The organism is Aestuariivivens sp. NBU2969, from assembly GCF_019931125.1.
In the GTDB taxonomy this organism is placed as follows: Bacteria; Bacteroidota; Bacteroidia; order Flavobacteriales; family Flavobacteriaceae; genus Aestuariivivens; species Aestuariivivens marinum.
In genome coordinates, this window is sequence record NZ_JAIOUU010000003.1 from 210,053 (window position 1) to 228,592 (window position 18,540).

Sequence of the window (18,540 nt, forward strand, 5' to 3'; positions counted from 1 at the left end):
CAATAATGATATTAATCAATTTAAACATAATTAAAATTGATAGTAAATAAAAAAGTGATTATCAAAAAAACAATCACTTTTTTATGTATCCAAAAACAGTTAGTTTTAATTTGTTTCGACTAGTTCTTGATTAGGCTTAACCATTTTTTCGAGCATATCCGTAGTTACAGATTTAGGTCTTTCTAAGGGATAACCCAATGCTCTATCCCAAATAATATTGGATAGGACACCTATTGATCTACCAATAGCAAACAAAACTGTATAAAAGTCGTACTCAGTAATACCATAATGCCATTGTACCACACCAGATTGAGCATCAACATTTGGCCACGGGTTTTTTGCTTTTCCTTGTTCTCGTAAAATATCTGGAACTACTTTATATAATGCATCCACATACTTAAACAACTCGTCATCAGGCATATGCTTTAAACAAAACTCTCTTTGAACTGTATACCTAGGATCTGTTTTTCTCAATACCGCATGTCCATAACCAGGAATTACTTGACCACTATTTAAAGTATCCCAAACATATTGTTTCATTTCCTCCTCAGTTGGTAAATTTCCATTCATTTGATTTCTCAATCCCTGTAACCATCTTAACACTTCTTGATTTGCTAGACCATGTAAAGGTCCGGCCAAACCATTAATCATGGCTGAAATTGAATAATACACATCAGATAGGGTACTTGCTACTAAATGACCCGTATGAGCACTAACATTACCACTTTCATGATCTGCATGTATTATGAAATACATGCGAGACACATCATCATAAGGTTTATCCTTACCCATCATATAAGCAAAATTTGCGCCTAAATCCATAGACGGATCTGGATAACGGTGCCCTTTCCCTTTTTGATATAATTTGTTATAAATATAGGCTCCTATCAATGGCATTTTAGCTATTAAGTTAATAGCATCTTCAAAGGTACTGTCCCAATAATCCCATTTGCTTAAACCTCTCTCGTACATCACATTAAAATGAGACTCCCGCTGTAGACTCATTACAGCTGCAGAAAGAATTGCCATAGGGTGACTTTCACTGGGAAAAGAATCTATTACATCCCAAACATAACGCGGTATTATACGACGGTTTCTAAAGGTTACCATAACCTCGTGAACTTCTTCTTTTGTTGGCATCTCACCAGTTAACAACAAATAATAAAGCCCTTCTACATAAGGCATTTCAGCTCCTTCTGCCTTTGGTAATTTATTTAACACTTCTTGAAGTGTATACCCTCGGTATCGAATACCTTCGTATGGATCTAAATATGAAATATCTGTTATTAGACTTTTTATCCCTCTCATACCACCAATTATCTGAGATACGGTTACCTGGTCAACAACTTTATCTCCACTTTCTTTTAAAAGCTTAGCAGTTCGCTTTCTATGATCTAGAATCTTTTGGTATAAGGTATCTTTTAATTTACTCATGACAAATATGATATTAGATTATTAAATAAGTACATTTTATAAATCTATCACTTATTTAACATTTAAAATATGATATTTATCAACAAATGGAATATATATAAAATATTTCACACGTAATCCATATTAAAACTAAAAGAACAAAAAAAAAGCCAAATTCAAGATATGAATTTGGCTTCCAACTATAGTTAAACTAGGTTTATTTTACCTTAAAAGCTTTTTTACGAGGAAAATAAGCAACTTCCCCCAATTCCTCCTCTATACGAAGTAACTGGTTATACTTTGCCATACGATCACTACGTGACGCAGAACCTGTTTTTATTTGTCCGCAGTTTAAAGCTACAGCTAAATCGGCTATCGTATTATCTTCTGTTTCTCCTGAACGGTGTGACATTACAGAAGTATAACCAGCATTTTTAGCCATATTAACCGCTGCAATAGTTTCGGTTAATGACCCTATTTGGTTTACTTTAATTAAAATAGAATTGGCAATACCGCTTTCAATACCACGAGATAAACGTTCCACATTGGTAACAAATAAATCATCACCAACTAACTGTACATGATCTCCAACTTTATCGGTTAACAACTTCCAACCATCCCAATCGTTTTCATCCATACCATCTTCAATCGAAACAATTGGATACTTTTCACATAATTGGGCCAAATATTCGGCTTGTTCTGCAGATGTCCTTACTGCTCCTTTATCGCCTTCAAATTTAGTGTAATCGTACTTTCCATCCACAAAAAACTCGGCGGAAGCACAATCTAAAGCAATCTTTACTTCATCACCAAATTTATAACCTGCATTTTCAACCGCTTTAGCAATGGTTTCAATAGCGTCTTCTGTTCCATCCAATGTAGGTGCAAAACCACCTTCGTCACCAACAGCTGTGCTTAGCCCTCTGTCATGTAACACCTTTTTTAAATGATGAAAAATCTCGGTTCCCATTTGCATAGCATGGGTAAAATCTTTTGCCTTTACAGGCATAATCATAAATTCTTGGAAAGCGATAGGAGCATCACTATGAGAGCCTCCATTAATGATATTCATCATTGGTACAGGAAGTGTATTGGCCGAAACACCGCCTACATATCTGTATAAAGGTAAACCTAGTTCTTCTGCTGCAGCTTTGGCTACTGCTAATGAAACTCCTAAAATCGCATTAGCTCCTAATCTTGATTTATTTGGTGTTCCATCTAAATCGATCATCGTTTGATCTATAAAGTTTTGCTCAAAAACAGAAACCCCCAATAGAGCATCTGCTAAAGTGGTATTAACATTTTCAACAGCCTTTAAAACACCTTTTCCCATATAGGCTTTGCCTCCATCCCTTAATTCTACAGCTTCATGCTCTCCCGTAGAAGCTCCAGAAGGTACTGCAGCTCTACCCAACACGCCATTCTCTGTAACAACATCTACCTCTACGGTTGGGTTACCTCTTGAATCTAATATTTGTCTTGCGTGAATATTAAGTATTGCACTCATAATTGATTTATTTATAAACTTTTAACTTATTGAAGTAATTCAAAAACTTTCATCAAATTTACGACTAAATCTTAGCACTATTATGTAATTTTCTAACAAATACATAAAAATGCACCTATAACGTTTTAGTGATATTCAGTTGTGTTTTAACAAGGGTATTTCCTAAAACAAACAATCTAAAAAGACTGATTTTCAAAGAAATTCTATTTTGTTAAATTATTCAGCTACTGAGAGTTTACTTTTTTTTAATGTTTTCAATAAACTGATCAAAAAGATAATCAGAATCATGCGGTCCCGGACTAGCTTCCGGATGGTACTGTACTGAAAAACAATTTTTATTTTTCATTGCCAATCCTGCTACCGTATTATCATTTAAATGAAGGTGCGTTACCTGTAAATCTTCATTTACTTCAGCCTCTTCCCTGTTTACGGCAAAACCATGATTTTGGGAGGTAATCTCACCTTTTCCCGTCAGTAAGTTTTTTACAGGGTGGTTAATACCTCTATGTCCGTTGTGCATTTTATAGGTCGACACGCCATTGGCAAGTGCTATAACTTGGTGTCCCAAACAGATACCAAACAATGGTAAGTTTCGCTTAATAATTTCTTTTGCTACCGCCTGCGCTTCCTTTAATGGCTCCGGATCGCCAGGACCATTAGACAGGAAATATCCATCTGGGTTAAATGCTTCTAAATCCTCAAACTTAGAATTGTAAGGAAACACTTTTATATACACATCTCGTTTAGCGATGTTTCTTAAGATATTCTTTTTTATTCCTATATCTAAAGCTGCTACCTTATATGTCGCATTCTCATCCCCAAAATAATATGGTTCTTTAGTAGATACTTTTGAAGCTAATTCCAGACCTTCCATATTGGGAACTTCTGCTAGTTGTTTTTTAAGTTCATCAATATTATCTACATCTGTTGAAATGACGGCATTCATTGCGCCATTATCCCGTATATAACTAACCAAAGCTCTGGTATCTACATCTGAAATGGCAAAAAGGTTATTTTTCTCTAAAAATTCTTCTAAAGAAGCATCGGCATTATGTCTTGAATATTCATAACTAAAATTCTTTACTATTAGGCCTGCTATTTTAACAGAGTCTGACTCTACTTCGTCTGCATTGGTCCCATAGTTACCTATATGCGCATTGGTAGTCACCATAAGCTGACCAAAATAAGATGGATCGGTAAAAATCTCTTGATACCCAGTCATCCCTGTATTAAAACATACCTCACCAAATGCTGTTCCTTGTTTACTACCTACTGCTTTCCCGTGAAAAATGGTACCATCTGCCAGAAGAACGATGGCCTTTTGTCTTTTTTGATATTTCATGTTTTTAAAAAAGTTTTACAAAATTGCAAAAAAAAAGGATAAACTAATAATAGTTTATCCTTTATATTTCAAATGCTTATCAACATTTATTCTTCCTCTTCGTTTGTTGCTTTTGTTTCAACAGCAGGAGCAGCCGCAGGTTTAGAACCACCTCTTCTACTTCTTCTAGTTGTTTTCTTTTTAGGCTTGTCTGCGTTATAGATTTCGTTGTAATCTACAAGCTCTATCATAGCCATATCGGCATTATCACCTAAACGGTTACCCAATTTAATAATTCTGGTGTAGCCTCCCGGTCTGTCACCAACTTTTGTAGCAACTTCCCTGAACAATTCAGTAACTGCTTCTTTTTGTCTTAATCTACTAAAAGCAATACGTCTATTATGCGTAGTATCTTCTTTAGACTTAGTAATGAGTGGCTCAACAAACTGTTTTAATGCTTTAGCCTTAGCTACAGTTGTATTAATACGCTTATGCTCTATTAGCGAACAAGCCATATTTGCCAACATCGATTTTCTGTGAGCAGCCTTTCTGCCTAAATGGTTGAATTTTTTTCCGTGTCTCATGACATTTGTTTTAAACCTTTATCTTGCTCAATCCATGTTTACGGAGAGCAAATTATAAAGGAGTTAGAAATAATTAATCTTTATCTAATTTATATTTACTTAAATCCATTCCAAAGTTTAAACCTTTAACGCTTACCAACTCTTCTAGCTCTGTTAAAGATTTTTTACCAAAGTTTCGGAACTTCATTAAATCGTTTTTGTTGAATGAAACCAAGTCACCTAAAGTATCTACCTCAGCAGCTTTTAAACAATTAAGTGCACGTACAGACAAGTCCATATCGATTAACTTTGTTTTAAGCAACTGCCTCATATGAAGCGATTCTTCATCATAAGTTTCAGTTTGTGCAATCTCATCAGCTTCAAGAGTGATTCGCTCATCAGAGAATAACATGAAGTGATGAATTAAGGTTTTAGCAGCCTCAGTCAATGCATCTTGTGGGGTTATAGAACCATCGGTAATAATTTCAAAAACCAATTTTTCATAATCGGTTTTTTGCTCTACACGATAATTTTCTATACTGTATTTAACATTTTTTATTGGTGTGTAGATTGAATCGGTAAAAATAGTACCTATTGGTGCCGAAGCCTTTTTATTTTCTTCTGCAGGCACATACCCTCTACCTTTTTCGATTGTAATCTCTAGATTGAAATTAACTTTAGGATCTAAGTTACAGATAACCTGCTCTGTGTTAAGCACCTGAAATCCAGATATGAACTTTTGAAAATCGCCTGCCAATATTTGTTCTTGACCAGAAATTGAAATAGAAACTGATTCGTTGTCTATATCATCAATCTGTCTTTTAAAACGTATTTGTTTTAAATTCAATATAATTTCAGTAACATCTTCCACCACACCAGCTATTGTGGAAAATTCATGATCTACACCTTCAATTCTAACCGATGTAATTGCAAATCCTTCTAAAGAAGACAATAAAACTCTTCTTAGCGCATTTCCTACTGTTAAACCGTAACCAGGTTCAAGAGGTCTGAATTCGAATTTACCTTCAAAATCAGTAGAATTGATCATGATTACTTTATCCGGTTTTTGAAAACTAAATACTGCCATATCTTTTTCTTCTTTTTAATTGTTATTTAGTTGCGCGGTCTATAAGTTTGAAGAAGAACGAATAGACCCTTTGGCTAAATACCAATGTTATTAATTTATTATTTAGAATATAATTCGACTATGAATTGTTCGTTGATGTTTTCTGGAATTTGAATTCTAGCAGGAACAGAAACATAAGTTCCTTGTTTAGTATCATCATTCCAAGTAATCCATTCGTAAACGTGGCTTGAATTTGAAAGTGATCTTTCAATAGCTTCAAGCGATTTAGATTTTTCCCTAACAGCAACAACATCTCCTGCTTTCAATTGATAAGATGGTATATTTACCAAATTTCCGTTAACGGTAATGTGTCTGTGTGAAACTAACTGTCTTGCAGCACTTCTAGAAGGAGCTATACCCATTCTATACACAACATTATCTAACCTAGACTCACAAAGCTGTAAAAGAACCTCACCGGTAATACCCTGGGCAGCTCTAGCTTTTTTAAATAAATTTCTAAATTGACGCTCTAAAATACCATAGGTATATTTTGCTTTTTGCTTTTCCTGCAATTGGATAGCATACTCCGATTTTTTTCCTCGTCTTCTGTTGTTTCCGTGTTGACCAGGAGGGTAATTTCTTTTTTCGAAAGACTTATCGTCTCCAAAAATAGCTTCACCGAATTTACGGGCTATTTTAGTTTTAGGACCAGTATATCTTGCCATTTTTAAATTGTTTTTTAAGAGTGATTATGAATTAAGGTCTTAATCTTATCCTTCGATAATCGTAAATCTCTTGTTGATACTTGTTATTAAATTATTTATTAAAGTGAAACTAACTCGGTAATATCAAAAACCTCAATCACCAAGTCTTTTCAAAAAATTCCTGCAAAGATAAGAAGAATATTAGAAACAATAGTTCTTAAACCCTTCTGCGTTTTGGAGGTCTACATCCATTATGTGGCAATGGTGTAACGTCTACTATTTCTGTTACTTCTATACCCGCATTATGAATAGATCTAATAGCAGATTCTCTACCATTTCCCGGACCTTTTACAAAAACCTTTACCTTTTTCAAGCCAGCTTCCAATGCAACACCAGCGGCATCTTCGGCAGCTAATTGTGCTGCATAAGGCGTGTTCTTTTTAGATCCTCTAAATCCCATTTTACCTGCTGAAGACCATGAAACTACATCGCCTTTCTTATTGGTAAGTGAGATAATAATATTATTGAATGACGCTGTTATATGGGCTTCACCTATAGCGTCTACAACAACTTTACGTTTTTTTGTACTTGTTTTTGCCATATTCTTTTAGTTTCTAGTTGTTAGCTTTTAGTTATTGGAATCCTAAACTTTTACATTTCGAACAGATTCTTCTAACGTCCAAATACTAATGACTAATGACTATTGTTTAATTATTATTTAGTTGCCTTTTTCTTGTTAGCAACAGTTTTTCTTCTACCTTTTCTGGTTCTGGAGTTATTCTTTGTTCGCTGACCTCTAAGTGGAAGTCCAGCTCTATGACGAATACCTCTGTAACATCCAATATCCATTAAACGCTTAATGTTTAATTGGGTTTCAGAACGTAATTCACCTTCAATTGTATAAGTTCCAACAGCCTCACGGATTGCTCCAATTTCGTCGTCTGTCCAATCTTGAACTTTAGTGTTTTCGTCAACTTTAGCAGTTGCTAAAATTTCCTTTGCCCTACTTTTACCTATTCCATAAATATAGGTTAAAGAGATAGCTCCTCTTTTGTTTTTTGGTATGTCTACACCTGCAATTCTTGCCATACTAATTTTAGTTTTTAGTTGTTAGTTTTTAGTTGTTAGAATCCTAAACATTTCTATTTCGAACAGATTCATCTAACTTCTAATAAACTAATGACTTTTATCTATTTTAACCTTGTCTTTGTTTAAATCTAGGATTCTTTTTGTTTATCACGTAAAGTCTTCCTTTTCTGCGCACTATTTTACAATCTGCGCTTCTCTTTTTAACTGATGCTCTTACTTTCATCTTTTTTGAATTTTGGAACTCTTTGTGGTTTCGACTACGCTAAACCAAAAGTTCAAATTTTTAATATCTATAAGTGATGCGAGCCTTAGTTAAATCGTAAGGACTCATTTCTAATTTTACTTTATCGCCAGGTAACAATTTAATGTAATGCATCCGCATTTTACCAGAAATATGTGCCGTAACAATATGGCCGTTTTCTAGTTCAACACGAAACATAGCATTAGATAATGCTTCTATAATTGTTCCGTCCTGTTCTATTGCTGCTTGTTTTGCCATAGTTTATAATATATTAAGCTACTGCTTTTCTATTTTTACCAGTTTTCATCAAGCCATCATAATGTCTATTCAACAAATAGGCATTTATCTGTTGCATGGTGTCTATAGCTACGCCAACCATAATCAATAGCGAAGTACCTCCAAAAAATATGGCCCAATTAGATTGTACGTTCATCAACTTAACAATGAATGCTGGAAAAACAGCAATTAATGCTAAAAATATAGAACCAGGCAATGTTATTTGAGACATGATCTTATCCAAATACTCTGATGTTTCAGAACCTGGACGAATGCCGGGAATAAAACCCCCACTGCGCTTTAAATCATCAGCCATCTTATTGGTAGGTACTGTAATTGCAGTATAGAAATAGGTAAATACTATAATCAACAATGCAAACACCACATTATACCAAAATCCAAACATATCCGAAAATTGTGTTTGCATCCATGCTCCAACAGCCGTTTCTTTCAATAAAGCTGAACCACCAATTAAACTAGGCACAAACATGATAGCTTGAGCAAATATAATTGGCATTACACCAGAAGCATTCAATTTTAACGGAATATATTGTCTGGAACCAGCCATTACATTTCTTTCATAGCCTCCAGAAGCCGTTCTTCTGGCATATTGTACAGCTATTTTTCTAACAGCCATAACCAATAGAATAGACAACAAAATAATAACGAACCATATTACCAATTCAAAAAGAATAAGCATCACGTTATTACCTTCTAATCTCGTAGCAGCATTTTGTAAAAACGCTTGTGGCAAAGTGGCAATAATACCAACCATAATTAATAAGGAAATACCATTACCAATACCCTTATCAGTAATTTTTTCTCCTAACCACATAGCGAAAATACACCCGGTTACTAATATTACAACAGATGAAAAATAGAACAAACCTCCGGTTCCTAATAAGAAAGCCGATTGAGGCACACCCAATGCTGGTAGACTAGCAAGATATCCTGGCGCCTGTAACAAACAAATACCGATGGTTAACCAGCGTGTAATTTGTGTTATTTTCTTCTGGCCACTTGCGCCTTCTTTTTGTAGTTTTTGTAAATATGGAATAGCTATTCCCATTAACTGAACCACAATAGAAGCAGAAATGTATGGCATGATACCTAATGCAAAAACAGAAGCATTTGCAAAAGCTCCACCAGTAAAAGCACTAAGTAATCCTAATATACCACCTTCAGTGCTATCTGCCAAGCCACTTAACTGTTCAGCGTCAATTCCTGGTAAAACAACTTGGGCACCAAATCGATAAACCAATAACAGACTCAAGGTTAATATGATTCTGTTTCTTAGTTCCTCAATTTTCCAAACATTCTTTATTGATTCTATAAACTTCATGTATTGTATAGTCTTATAACGTTATTGCCTCACCACCTGCAGCTTCTATAGCAGCTTTAGCCGAAGCAGAGAACTTGTGGGCAGATACTTTTAATTTAGCTTTTAATTCGCCACGACCTAATACTTTAACCAAGTCGTTCTTATCAACCAAACGGTTTACGAATAAGGTTTCAAAATCTACAGTATCCTTAATTTTCTTGTCATCCACCAACTGTTGTAACGTATCCAAATTGACACCTTGATATTCCACGCGATTAATGTTATTAAAACCAAATTTAGGTACACGTCTTTGAAGTGGCATTTGTCCACCTTCAAATCCTATTTTCTTAGAATAACCAGAACGCGACTTAGCACCTTTGTGACCACGGGTAGCAGTACCACCTTTACCAGATCCTTGTCCGCGACCTACTCGCTTGCCTTGTGTTTTTACCGAACCTTCTGCCGGCTGTAAGTTACTTAAATCCATTTTTCAGTTTATATTTTTAAGCTTCTTCAACAGAAACTAAATGTGAAACTTTAGCAATCATCCCTAAAATGTTAGGCGTCGCTTCATGCTCTTTTACTTGACCAATCTTTTTAAGACCAAGAGCTTCTAAAGTTCTTTTTTGTCTTAGCGTACGATTGATAGCGCTTTTAACTTTTGTTACTTTAATCTTTCCCATTTCTGATCGTATTAAGCGTTAAAAACTTTTTCAAGTGAAATACCTCTATCCCTTGCAATGGTATTAGCGTCCCTTAATTGTAATAAAGCATCGAATGTTGCCTTTACTACATTGTGTGGATTAGAAGACCCTTGCGATTTAGATAATACATCGTGTACACCAACAGCTTCCAATACCGTTCTTACAGCACCACCGGCTATAACTCCTGTACCAGGTGCCGCAGGTATGATATTTACCCTTGCTCCACCGTATTTTCCTTTTTGTTCGTGTGGCAACGTTCCTTTTCTAATAGGAATTCTAACCAAGTTTTTCTTGGCATCTTCCACGGCTTTTGCAATAGCACTAGCTACGTCTTTAGATTTTCCTAAGCCTTGTCCTACAACACCAGCTTCATCACCAACCACTACAATCGCTGAAAAGCCAAAAGCTCTACCACCTTTAGTTACTTTAGTAACTCTTTGTACACCAACTAAACGATCTTTAAGATCTAATCCACCTGGTTTTACTAACTCTGCACTTTTATATTTTTGAAACATAATTTCTTAGAATTTAAGTCCTGCTTCTCTAGCTCCGTCGGCTAATGATTTAACTCTACCGTGATACAAATAACCACCTCTGTCGAAAGCAATGGTCTCTACTCCTGCCTTTAAAGCTTTTTCAGCTAAAGCTTTACCTACAAGGGCAGCAGCTTCAGTTTTATTTGCTTTAGCAGTATCAATATCTTTATCCCTTGAAGATGCAGCAACAATGGTTTTTCCAGTTACATCATCAACTATTTGGGCATAAATTTCTTTATTACTTCTGTAAACAGCCAATCTAGGTCTCGCTTCTGTACCAGAAACTACCTTTCTTATTCTGTTCTTTATTCTTAATCTTCTTTCGTTCTTTGTCAATGCCATAACTAAATTATTAAGCTGATTTACCTGCTTTTCTTCTTATTTCTTCACCAACAAACTTGATACCTTTTCCTTTGTAAGGCTCTGGTTTTCTAAAGCTACGAATCTTAGCCGCTACCTGACCTACAAGTTGTTTATCATGAGACGTTAATTTAACGATAGGGTTCTTTCCTTTTTCAGAAACTGTTTCAACTTTAACTTCAGGAGCAATGTCCATTACAATGTTATGTGAGAATCCTAATGCTAAATCTAATTTTTGACCTTGGTTAGATGCTCTATAACCTACACCAACCAATTCCAATTCCTTAGACCAACCTTTAGAAACACCTTCTATCATGTTGTTTACTAAAGCTCTATATAAACCATGTTTTGCTTTTTGGTCTTTAGTATCAGAAGAGCGAGTAACCAATACATTACCTTCTTCTACTTTTACCTCTACAGCATCAAAACTTTGTGTTAACTCTCCCAATTTTCCTTTTACAGTAATTACGTTATCGTTTACGTCTACTGTTACACCTTCTGGAATGGCTACTGGATTATTTCCTATTCTTGACATTTCTTTTGGGTTTTAATATTAGTAAACGAAACATAAAACTTCGCCACCTACATTTTCTCTTTTAGCTTGTTTACCTGTCATAACGCCATGAGACGTTGAAACGATAGCTACACCAAGACCATTCAAAATTCTAGGTAATTCATTAGCACCAGCATACTTACGTAAACCTGGTTTACTAACACGTTGAAGTTTTTTAATTACGGGTTCTTTAGTTTCTTTGTTGTACTTAAGCGCTATTTTAATAGTGCCCTGTACTGTTGAATCATCAAACTTGTAACTTAAAATATATCCTTGCTCGAATAATATTTTAGTGATGTCCTTTTTTAAATTAGAAGCAGGAATCTCCACCACTCTGTGGTTGGCACGCACTGCGTTTCTAATTCTAGTAAGATAATCCGAAATTGGATCTGTATACATATTTATTAATTTGCGGATGTGGTTTTCAATACCGTCCCTCGGCTTTGAACCTTCAACCAGTTTATAATTCTTTTTTTACCAGCTAGCCTTTTTTACGCCTGGAATAAGACCTTGGTTAGCCATTTCCCTAAACGTTACACGAGAAATTCCAAAAACTCTCATATATCCCTTAGGTCTCCCTGTTAATTTACATCTATTATGCTGACGTATTGGGGAAGCATTTTTTGGTAACTTTTGTAACGCTTCGTAATCTCCAGCTTCTTTTAAAGCTTTACGTTTAGCTGCGTATTTAGCTACTATTTTTGCTCTTTTTACCTCACGGGCTTTCATTGATTCTTTAGCCATAACTTAGTTCTTTTTAAAAGGTAACCCTAATTCAGTTAATAATGATTTTGCTTCCTTATCTGTTTCGGCAGACGTTACAAAAGTAATATCCATACCAGAAATTCTGTTTACCTTATCGATATTTATTTCTGGAAAGATGATTTGTTCGGTAATACCTAAGTTGTAGTTACCGCGTCCGTCAAAACCTGTAGCCTTTATACCGTTAAAATCTCTTACCCGTGGTAAGGCAGAAGTAACTAAACGATCTAAAAACTCGTACATTCTCTCGCCTCGTAAAGTAACTTTGGCACCAATTGGCATGCCTTTACGTAATTTAAAAGAAGCAACATCTTTTTTAGATATGGTTGCTATAGCTTTTTGTCCAGATATAGTAGTTAATTCTTCTACAGCGTAGTCTATTAACTTTTTGTCTGCAACTGCAGCTCCAACTCCTTTAGATATTACTATCTTTTTAAGTTTAGGAACCTGCATTACATTTTTATATCCAAATTCGTCTGTAAGAGCAGCAATTACTCTGCTTTTATACTCTTCCTTAAGTCTTGGTGAATATGCCATAACTACTAAATTACTTCTTTAGATTTTGTTGAAAATCTTACTTTCTTATCACCTTCCATTTTGTAACCAATTCTAGTTGTTTCTCCTTTTGAAGTTAACAACGATAAATTAGATACATGGATTGGTGCTTCTTTCTCTACGATACCACCCTGAGGATTTTGTGCACTTGGCTTAGTATGTTTCTTTACTAAGTTTACACCCTCTACGATAGCTTTGTTCTTATCGATAAATACTTTCTGTACTTTTCCTTCTGAACCTTTATGGTCTCCGGCAATAACACGTACTGTATCTCCTGTTTTTATTTTAAGCTTTCCCATCTTAATAATTTGTATTAAAGCACCTCAGGTGCTAATGATACAATTTTCATAAACTGTTTATCACGAAGTTCCCTTGCAACAGGACCAAATACACGAGTACCTCTCATTTCACCTGCTGGGTTTAAAAGTACACAAGCATTATCATCAAATCTAATATAAGATCCGTCAGGCCTTCTTACTTCTTTTACAGTACGTACTACAACTGCAGTAGAAACAGCACCCTTTTTAATGTTTCCATTAGGTGTTGCATCTTTAACGGAAACTACAATTTTGTCTCCTACAGAAGCATATCTTCTTTTAGTACCACCTAGAACACGAATGGTCAATACCTCTTTTGCTCCAGTGTTATCTGCTACCTTAAGTCTTGATTCTTGTTGTACCATAATTACTTCGCTCTTTCAATTATTTCAACTAATCTCCAACACTTGGATTTACTTAAAGGACGTGTTTCCATGATCCTTACCGTATCACCTTCGTTGCAGTCATTTTTCTCGTCGTGTGCTACGTACTTTTTCGTTTTTAAAACGAATTTTCCATACATAGGATGCTTTACCTTTTTCACCTCAGAAACCACAATAGACTTCTGCATTTTGTTACTTGTAACAACTCCTATACGTTCTTTTCTTAAATTTCTTGTTTCCATCTTTCAGCAGAATTATTGTAATTCTCTTTTAGTTAATTCAGTCGCAATTCTAGCTACAGTACGTCTAATAGTACGTAATTGAATTGGATTCTCTAAAGGAGATATTGCGTGTGCCAGTTTAAGGTCTGTATAACTCTTTTTGGTCTCACCAAGTTTCTCTTGTAACTCAGCTGTAGATAATTCTTTAATTTCTGATTGTTTCATATCATTAAATAAATTATGCTTCGTAATCTCTAGCAATAACAAACTTAGTCTTAACCGGTAGTTTTTGTGCTGCCAAACGTAATGCTTCTTTAGCAATATCTAATGGCACCCCACCAATTTCAAATAAAACACGTCCTGGTTTCACAACAGCTACCCAATACTCAACGGCACCTTTACCTTTACCCATACGTACTTCAAGAGGCTTTTTAGTGATTGGTTTGTCTGGAAATATTTTAATCCAAAGTTGCCCTTCCCTTTTCATGTAACGTGTAGCGGCAATACGCGCTGCTTCTATTTGGCGTGATGTTAAAAAATTCGAGTCTAATGCTTTTATACCAAAAGTACCGTTAGAAAGTTGATTTCCTCTTTGGGAAATCCCTTTCATACGTCCTTTTTGCTGCTTACGAAATTTTGTTCTTTTAGGCTGTAACATTTTTCTTTTACTTTAAAAAATTACTTTCTACGACGAGGTGCTTTAGTTCCTCGTCCTGCTCCACCTTTTCCACCTTGCTTTTTAGATAATCCTACAAGCGGAGAAAGCTCTCTTTTACCATATACTTCACCTTTCATGATCCATACTTTAACACCTAATCTACCATAAGTAGTATGTGCTTCTACTAAAGCATAGTCAATATCGGCCCTAAATGTTGATAATGGAATACGTCCTTCTTTATAGTGTTCGCTACGTGCCATTTCAGCACCATTTAAACGACCACTAATTTGAATCTTGATTCCTTCAGCATTCATACGCATTGTAGCAGCAATAGCCATTTTTATTGCACGACGGTAAGAGATACGATTCTCTATTTGACGGGCAATACTTGATGCTACTAAAAACGCATCCAGTTCAGGTCTTTTAATTTCAAAGATGTTAATCTGAACCTCTTTACCAGTAATTTTTTTAAGTTCTTCTTTTAACTTGTCTACCTCTTGACCGCCTTTACCAATAATGATACCTGGACGTGCCGTAGTGATAGTAACGGTTACAAGCTTAAGAGTTCTTTCAATAATTACTCTACTCACACTAGCTTTAGCTAGACGTACGTGAACGTACTTTCTAATTTTATCGTCTTCGGCTAGCTTGTCGCCATAATCGTCTCCTCCGTACCAGTTAGATTCCCATCCCCTGATAATTCCTAAGCGATTTCCGATTGGATTTGTCTTTTGTCCCATACTTCTATCTTAGCTTTGTGTGTTATTGTTAGCACCAACCACTAATGTTACGTGGTTGGAACGTTTTCTAATTCGGTGTGCACGGCCTTGTGGTGCTGGACGCAATCTCTTCAACATTGATCCACCATCAACTCTAATTTCTTTTACAAACAATTCAGCCGACTCTACATCTGCATCTTCGTTTTTTGCTTGCCAGTTAGCTATGGCAGAAAGCAATAACTTTTCTAAACGAGCTGATGCTTCTTTTTGGTTGAATTTTAAGATATTAAGTGCTTTTTCTACGCGTTCACCTCTTACTAAATCGGCTACTAAACGCATTTTTCTTGGTGACGTAGGACAGTTATTAAGCTTTGCAAAAGCGATTTGCTTTTTTTCTTCCTTAATAGCGTCTGCCATTTGTTTTTTACGACTTCCCATAGCTTACTACTTTTTACCTTTGTTTTTAGCACCTGCATGTCCACGGAATGAACGTGTTGGTGAAAATTCTCCTAATTTATGACCTACCATGTTTTCAGTCACATAAACTGGTACAAATTGGCGGCCATTGTGTACTGCTATGGTTTGCCCAACAAAATCAGGCGTAATCATACTAGCTCTAGACCAAGTTTTGATTACCGTTTTTTTGTTAGCTTCTACGTTTGCAGCAACTTTTCTTTCTAATTTATAATGAACGTAAGGTCCTTTTTTTAATGATCTTGCCATGTCTTATTTCTTTCTACGTTCTACAATATATTTATTACTTGCTTTAGTTTTAGAACGTGTTCTATAACCTTTAGCTGGGATACCTTTTCTAGATCTTGGGTGACCTCCAGAAGCACGTCCTTCACCACCACCCATTGGGTGATCGATTGGGTTCATTACTACTGGTCTAGTACGCGGTCTTCTACCTAACCATCTCGTTCTACCAGCTTTACCAGAGATAAGCAACTGATGGTCTGAGTTAGAAACAACCCCTATAGTAGCCATACAAGTAGTCAACACTAAACGGGTCTCACCAGAAGGTAATTTAATAGTAGCAAATTTGCCATCCCTAGCCATTAACTGGGCAAAAGCCCCAGCACTACGAGCCATTACAGCACCTTGACCTGGACGCAACTCCACACAAGAAATAATAGTTCCTAATGGAATTTGACTTAATGGCATAGCGTTTCCAATTTCAGGAGCAATACCCTCGTTACCAGACACAACATTTTGCCCAACCTGTAAACCATTTTGAGCAATAATGTATCTTTTCTCACCATCTTGATAGTTCAATAAGGCAATAAAAGCGGTTCTGTTTGGATCGTATTCTATCGTTTTAACCTCGGCTGGAATACCAGTTTTGTTACGTTTAAAATCGATAATACGATACTTTTTCTTATGACCACCACCTATGTAACGCATGGTCATTTTTCCTTGACTGTTTCTACCACCAGACCTTTTTTTCGGAGCCAATAAACTTTTCTCCGGCTTATCAGTAGTAATGGCGTCAAATCCATTTACTACTCTAAAACGCTGCCCTGGTGTGATTGGTTTTAATTTTCTTACTGACATTGTTGTCTAATTACATGTTACTGTATAAATCAATCATTTCACCTTCCGCCAGTTGTACAACCGCTTTTTTCACAGCGTTTGTTTTACCATGTTGAATACCCGTTTTTGTATAACGTGTTCTTCTATCTGGACGGACATTTATTGTACGAACTTTTTCAACAGAAACACCATAAGCAGCCTCAACCGCTTGTTTAATTTCTATCTTGTTCGCCTTTGGGTTCACTGAAAACCAATAGCAATTTTTCATCTCGCTATCTGCTGTCGCCTTTTCAGTAATTATAGGTTTAATTAAGATACTCATGGTTTCTATTTACTTAAATTTGATTCTATTCCTTCTAATGCGCCTTCTAAAAGCACTACTTGATTAGCATTTAAAATCTTGTAAGTATTTAATTCTGAGTTTGTTATAACTTCAGAGCCTTTTAAATTACGCGATGACAAATATACATTATTATTTGAGCCACCCAACACAAACAAAGATTTTTTGTTTTCTAAGTCTAAAGCCTTTAAAACCGCAGTAAAGTTTTTGGTTTTAGGTGCATCAAAATTGAAGTCCTCCAAAACAACTATCGACTTCTCGTTAGCTTTGATACTTAAAGCCGATTTACGTGCTAAACGCTTTAAATTCTTATTAAGTTTGAAGCTATAATTTCTAGGCCTTGGACCAAACATACGCCCACCACCTTTAAACACTCCAGACTTAATACTACCTGCTCTAGCTGTACCAGTACCTTTTTGTTTTTTAATCTTACGTGTACTTCCTGCAATCTCACTTCTTTCCTTAGACTTGTGAGTCCCTTGTCTTTGGTTAGCTAAGTATTGCTTAACATCTAAATACACTGCATGATTATTAGGCTCAATAGCAAACACTTCTTTAGAAAGCTCGGCTTTTCTACCAGTGTCTTTTCCGTTTATATCTAAAACTGCTACTTTCATTACTTTCTAATAATTACATAAGCGTTTTTGTGTCCAGGCACACAACCTTTAACAACAAGTAAGTTCTTTTCTGGAACTACTTTTAAAACCCTTAAATTTTGAACTTTCACTTTTACTCCACCCATTCTTCCGGCCATTTTCATGCCTTTGAATACTCTCGCAGGGTAAGATGCAGCTCCAATAGAACCTGGTGCTCTTAAACGGTTGTGTTGCCCGTGGGTAGACTGACCTACTCCTCCAAAGCCATGACGCTTTACAACACCTTGGAAACCTTTTCCTTTTGACGTTCCTGCAATATCAACAAATTCTCCTTCGTTGAAATGTTCTACGGTGATTGCATCACCTAACTTGTACTCCTCGTCAAAACCCTTAAATTCTACGACTTTGCGTTTTACAGAAGTACCCGCTTTTTTAGCATGACCTAAGTCTGCCTTAGTAGCGCTTTTTTCTGTCGCGTCATCGAAACCAAGCTGAACTGCTTCATAGCCATCAACTTCTTTGGTTCTGACTTGGGTAACGATACATGGTCCAGCTTCGATTACAGTACAGGGAATATTTTTCCCGTTTTCGTCGAAGATGCTGGTCATACCGATTTTTTTTCCAATTAACCCAGACATACTGATTTTTGATTTACGATTGCAGATACTTGTCTACAATCTTGTTAATAATTAATTTACTATTTAAAATATTTCAGGGACAAAATACTTTTCGTCCCTGAAATGTATTTTTCCGTTTTTCCCGCGACCGCATCGGTGGGACATGTAAGATTCCGAAACATGTT

General features: G+C 35.8%; 31 protein-coding genes. All 31 read right to left on the reverse strand.

The genetic code is table 11. From position 1 onward, the window contains the following. Positions 1 to 105 precede the first annotated feature (105 nt). The 31 genes from K7G79_RS03920 to rplC all read right to left on the reverse strand — a co-directional run bounded on the left by K7G79_RS03920 (position 106) and on the right by rplC (position 18,376). The gene (locus tag K7G79_RS03920; RefSeq protein ID WP_223549350.1) at positions 106 to 1,434 is read right to left on the reverse strand and encodes a citrate (Si)-synthase; all 1,329 of its coding nucleotides are present in this window, start codon (positions 1,432 to 1,434) and stop codon (positions 106 to 108) included. A 196-nt stretch (positions 1,435 to 1,630) separates the two neighbouring features. Then, positions 1,631 to 2,920 carry a phosphopyruvate hydratase gene (eno, locus tag K7G79_RS03925; protein ID WP_223549352.1) on the reverse strand — a complete coding sequence of 430 codons (1,290 nt, stop codon included), beginning with the start codon at positions 2,918 to 2,920 and terminating at the stop codon, positions 1,631 to 1,633. A gap of 235 nt (positions 2,921 to 3,155) precedes the next feature. Next, positions 3,156 to 4,262, reverse strand: coding sequence for a glutamine-hydrolyzing carbamoyl-phosphate synthase small subunit (gene carA, locus K7G79_RS03930; RefSeq protein WP_223549354.1), 1,107 nt, complete (start codon positions 4,260 to 4,262; stop codon positions 3,156 to 3,158). Between the two features lie 86 nt (positions 4,263 to 4,348). Beyond that, complete coding sequence (rplQ, locus tag K7G79_RS03935; RefSeq protein WP_223549356.1) at positions 4,349 to 4,825, reverse strand: 50S ribosomal protein L17; 477 nt, start codon at positions 4,823 to 4,825, stop codon at positions 4,349 to 4,351. Between the two features lie 73 nt (positions 4,826 to 4,898). After that, positions 4,899 to 5,891, reverse strand: coding sequence for a DNA-directed RNA polymerase subunit alpha (locus K7G79_RS03940; protein WP_223549358.1), 993 nt, complete (start codon positions 5,889 to 5,891; stop codon positions 4,899 to 4,901). A gap of 98 nt (positions 5,892 to 5,989) precedes the next feature. Continuing rightward, complete coding sequence (gene rpsD, locus K7G79_RS03945; protein WP_223549359.1) at positions 5,990 to 6,595, reverse strand: 30S ribosomal protein S4; 606 nt, start codon at positions 6,593 to 6,595, stop codon at positions 5,990 to 5,992. 196 nt (positions 6,596 to 6,791) lie between these two features. Continuing rightward, positions 6,792 to 7,175 carry a 30S ribosomal protein S11 gene (rpsK, locus tag K7G79_RS03950; protein ID WP_223549361.1) on the reverse strand — a complete coding sequence of 128 codons (384 nt, stop codon included), beginning with the start codon at positions 7,173 to 7,175 and terminating at the stop codon, positions 6,792 to 6,794. A 113-nt stretch (positions 7,176 to 7,288) separates the two neighbouring features. Continuing rightward, complete coding sequence (rpsM, locus tag K7G79_RS03955; protein WP_223549363.1) at positions 7,289 to 7,663, reverse strand: 30S ribosomal protein S13; 375 nt, start codon at positions 7,661 to 7,663, stop codon at positions 7,289 to 7,291. Between the two features lie 106 nt (positions 7,664 to 7,769). Beyond that, positions 7,770 to 7,886, reverse strand: a complete 117-nt coding sequence (ykgO, locus tag K7G79_RS03960; RefSeq protein WP_013305171.1) for a type B 50S ribosomal protein L36 — start codon at positions 7,884 to 7,886, stop codon at positions 7,770 to 7,772. A gap of 60 nt (positions 7,887 to 7,946) precedes the next feature. Then, complete coding sequence (infA, locus tag K7G79_RS03965) at positions 7,947 to 8,162, reverse strand: translation initiation factor IF-1 (protein WP_007094967.1); 216 nt, start codon at positions 8,160 to 8,162, stop codon at positions 7,947 to 7,949. A 13-nt stretch (positions 8,163 to 8,175) separates the two neighbouring features. Next, positions 8,176 to 9,522, reverse strand: coding sequence for a preprotein translocase subunit SecY (gene secY, locus K7G79_RS03970; RefSeq protein ID WP_223549365.1), 1,347 nt, complete (start codon positions 9,520 to 9,522; stop codon positions 8,176 to 8,178). A 13-nt stretch (positions 9,523 to 9,535) separates the two neighbouring features. Further along, complete coding sequence (gene rplO, locus K7G79_RS03975; RefSeq protein ID WP_223549368.1) at positions 9,536 to 9,988, reverse strand: 50S ribosomal protein L15; 453 nt, start codon at positions 9,986 to 9,988, stop codon at positions 9,536 to 9,538. Positions 9,989 to 10,004: 16 nt separating this feature from the next. Next, positions 10,005 to 10,184, reverse strand: a complete 180-nt coding sequence (gene rpmD, locus K7G79_RS03980; RefSeq protein WP_223549370.1) for a 50S ribosomal protein L30 — start codon at positions 10,182 to 10,184, stop codon at positions 10,005 to 10,007. 11 nt (positions 10,185 to 10,195) lie between these two features. Next, on the reverse strand, positions 10,196 to 10,720 hold the full coding sequence (gene rpsE / locus K7G79_RS03985; protein ID WP_167917012.1) for a 30S ribosomal protein S5: 525 nt from the start codon (positions 10,718 to 10,720) through the stop codon (positions 10,196 to 10,198). A gap of 6 nt (positions 10,721 to 10,726) precedes the next feature. Next, the gene (gene rplR / locus K7G79_RS03990) at positions 10,727 to 11,083 is read right to left on the reverse strand and encodes a 50S ribosomal protein L18 (RefSeq protein WP_223549372.1); all 357 of its coding nucleotides are present in this window, start codon (positions 11,081 to 11,083) and stop codon (positions 10,727 to 10,729) included. 10 nt (positions 11,084 to 11,093) lie between these two features. Beyond that, a complete protein-coding gene (rplF, locus tag K7G79_RS03995) occupies positions 11,094 to 11,636 on the reverse strand; it encodes a 50S ribosomal protein L6 (protein ID WP_223549374.1) in 543 nt (180 codons plus the stop codon). A gap of 18 nt (positions 11,637 to 11,654) precedes the next feature. After that, positions 11,655 to 12,053, reverse strand: a complete 399-nt coding sequence (rpsH, locus tag K7G79_RS04000; RefSeq protein WP_223549376.1) for a 30S ribosomal protein S8 — start codon at positions 12,051 to 12,053, stop codon at positions 11,655 to 11,657. 75 nt (positions 12,054 to 12,128) lie between these two features. Then, entirely contained in the window at positions 12,129 to 12,398 is a 270-nt protein-coding gene (gene rpsN / locus K7G79_RS04005; protein ID WP_223549378.1) for a 30S ribosomal protein S14, read from the reverse strand. Between the two features lie 3 nt (positions 12,399 to 12,401). After that, the gene (gene rplE, locus K7G79_RS04010; protein ID WP_223549380.1) at positions 12,402 to 12,953 is read right to left on the reverse strand and encodes a 50S ribosomal protein L5; all 552 of its coding nucleotides are present in this window, start codon (positions 12,951 to 12,953) and stop codon (positions 12,402 to 12,404) included. Positions 12,954 to 12,958: 5 nt separating this feature from the next. Further along, positions 12,959 to 13,270 (reverse strand): 50S ribosomal protein L24, encoded by a 312-nt coding sequence (gene rplX, locus K7G79_RS04015; RefSeq protein ID WP_223549381.1) that lies wholly within the window; start codon positions 13,268 to 13,270, stop codon positions 12,959 to 12,961. A gap of 14 nt (positions 13,271 to 13,284) precedes the next feature. After that, the gene (rplN, locus tag K7G79_RS04020) at positions 13,285 to 13,653 is read right to left on the reverse strand and encodes a 50S ribosomal protein L14 (RefSeq protein WP_027138502.1); all 369 of its coding nucleotides are present in this window, start codon (positions 13,651 to 13,653) and stop codon (positions 13,285 to 13,287) included. A gap of 2 nt (positions 13,654 to 13,655) precedes the next feature. Further along, positions 13,656 to 13,913: a 30S ribosomal protein S17 gene (rpsQ, locus tag K7G79_RS04025; RefSeq protein ID WP_044626931.1), complete on the reverse strand. Its 258-nt coding sequence runs from the start codon at positions 13,911 to 13,913 to the stop codon at positions 13,656 to 13,658. 12 nt (positions 13,914 to 13,925) lie between these two features. Continuing rightward, positions 13,926 to 14,117, reverse strand: coding sequence for a 50S ribosomal protein L29 (rpmC, locus tag K7G79_RS04030; RefSeq protein WP_223549383.1), 192 nt, complete (start codon positions 14,115 to 14,117; stop codon positions 13,926 to 13,928). A gap of 13 nt (positions 14,118 to 14,130) precedes the next feature. Then, a complete protein-coding gene (rplP, locus tag K7G79_RS04035) occupies positions 14,131 to 14,550 on the reverse strand; it encodes a 50S ribosomal protein L16 (RefSeq protein WP_223549384.1) in 420 nt (139 codons plus the stop codon). 20 nt (positions 14,551 to 14,570) lie between these two features. After that, on the reverse strand, positions 14,571 to 15,290 hold the full coding sequence (gene rpsC / locus K7G79_RS04040) for a 30S ribosomal protein S3 (protein ID WP_223549386.1): 720 nt from the start codon (positions 15,288 to 15,290) through the stop codon (positions 14,571 to 14,573). 9 nt (positions 15,291 to 15,299) lie between these two features. After that, positions 15,300 to 15,707 carry a 50S ribosomal protein L22 gene (gene rplV, locus K7G79_RS04045; RefSeq protein ID WP_223549388.1) on the reverse strand — a complete coding sequence of 136 codons (408 nt, stop codon included), beginning with the start codon at positions 15,705 to 15,707 and terminating at the stop codon, positions 15,300 to 15,302. Between the two features lie 6 nt (positions 15,708 to 15,713). Next, on the reverse strand, positions 15,714 to 15,992 hold the full coding sequence (gene rpsS / locus K7G79_RS04050; RefSeq protein ID WP_013869040.1) for a 30S ribosomal protein S19: 279 nt from the start codon (positions 15,990 to 15,992) through the stop codon (positions 15,714 to 15,716). 3 nt (positions 15,993 to 15,995) lie between these two features. Beyond that, entirely contained in the window at positions 15,996 to 16,823 is an 828-nt protein-coding gene (gene rplB, locus K7G79_RS04055; RefSeq protein WP_223549390.1) for a 50S ribosomal protein L2, read from the reverse strand. 10 nt (positions 16,824 to 16,833) lie between these two features. Next, positions 16,834 to 17,124: a 50S ribosomal protein L23 gene (rplW, locus tag K7G79_RS04060; protein WP_223549392.1), complete on the reverse strand. Its 291-nt coding sequence runs from the start codon at positions 17,122 to 17,124 to the stop codon at positions 16,834 to 16,836. A 5-nt stretch (positions 17,125 to 17,129) separates the two neighbouring features. Continuing rightward, positions 17,130 to 17,759: a 50S ribosomal protein L4 gene (gene rplD / locus K7G79_RS04065; protein WP_223549395.1), complete on the reverse strand. Its 630-nt coding sequence runs from the start codon at positions 17,757 to 17,759 to the stop codon at positions 17,130 to 17,132. After that, positions 17,759 to 18,376: a 50S ribosomal protein L3 gene (gene rplC / locus K7G79_RS04070; RefSeq protein WP_223549396.1), complete on the reverse strand. Its 618-nt coding sequence runs from the start codon at positions 18,374 to 18,376 to the stop codon at positions 17,759 to 17,761. Before rplC ends, rplD begins: the two co-directional genes overlap by 1 nt. Between the last annotated feature and the right edge of the window lie 164 nt (positions 18,377 to 18,540).